This window comes from Stenotrophomonas sp. HMWF023, assembly GCF_003060985.1.
Lineage (GTDB): Bacteria > Pseudomonadota > Gammaproteobacteria > Xanthomonadales > Xanthomonadaceae > Stenotrophomonas > Stenotrophomonas lactitubi.
Genome location: NZ_QAIJ01000296.1, coordinates 1 through 752, shown reverse-complemented (window position 1 = coordinate 752; position 752 = coordinate 1). Strand labels below are relative to the sequence as shown.

2 protein-coding genes are annotated in these 752 nt (G+C 69.8%); both read left to right on the top strand.

The genetic code is table 11. The annotated features are described in order from the left end of the window. Window positions 1-559, top strand: a 559-nt coding sequence (locus tag DBR20_RS23400; protein ID WP_308812620.1) for a GspL/Epsl periplasmic domain-containing protein, incomplete at its 5' end; no start/stop codon positions are given. After that, window positions 556-752 (top strand): type II secretion system protein GspM (gene gspM / locus DBR20_RS16980; RefSeq protein ID WP_181393113.1); only part of this gene is annotated, 197 nt, incomplete at its 3' end. The genes DBR20_RS23400 and gspM, both read left to right, overlap by 4 nt.

Here is a 752-nt window from a genome sequence, read left to right as displayed (position 1 = left end):
TGCCTGGGCCGAGCGCTTGCCGTCCAGCGTGCTGGCGCAGTCGGTGCAGTCCAGCGGTCCGCTGCCTGGCTGGTCGCTGCCGTTACCGGCCATGGGTGCAGGCGTGCCGCGGCTGGCCATCGGTCTTGCGTTGGCGGCGGCGGTACTGGCTGCGCTGGGTCTGCAACTGCAGGTATCGCGCTGGCATGGCGAGGCTGAAGCCTTGCGGCAGGACATGGCGCAAGGCCTCAGCAAGCAGTTCCCGGAGATCCACGAAGTGGTCGATCCGGTGCTGCAGGCGCGGCGTGCCCTGGCAGTGCCGGCAGCGCCACGGGCACTTCCTGCCGTGCAGCAGCAGGTTGCCAGCGTGCTGCAGGCCATACCCGAATTGGCAGGTCAGGTTCGCAGCCTGCGCTATCAGGCGGGCCAGTTTGAGATGGAACTTGACGCCGACGCGCAGGCGTTGGCCGAGGACGCGCAACGGCTGGAGCGCTGGCAGCAGGCGATGCAGGGACAGGGGCTGCAGCTTGCGCGCGAAGCCGGTGGCCGGTTGCGGATAAGCAGCGGGGCCGCGCCGTGATCGCAGCCAAGTGGCGCCCAGCGGCCTCCCTGCATGGACTGCAGCAGCGTTGGCAGCGGCTGGCGGCGCGCGAGCGCGCGATGCTGCTGTTGATGGCTGCCGCGATAGTGGCGGCCGCACTGTGGCTGGGCTGGCTGCAGCCGCTGCTGAAACAGCGCAGCCATTGGCAGGCTGAACTTCCGCGGCTGCAGGC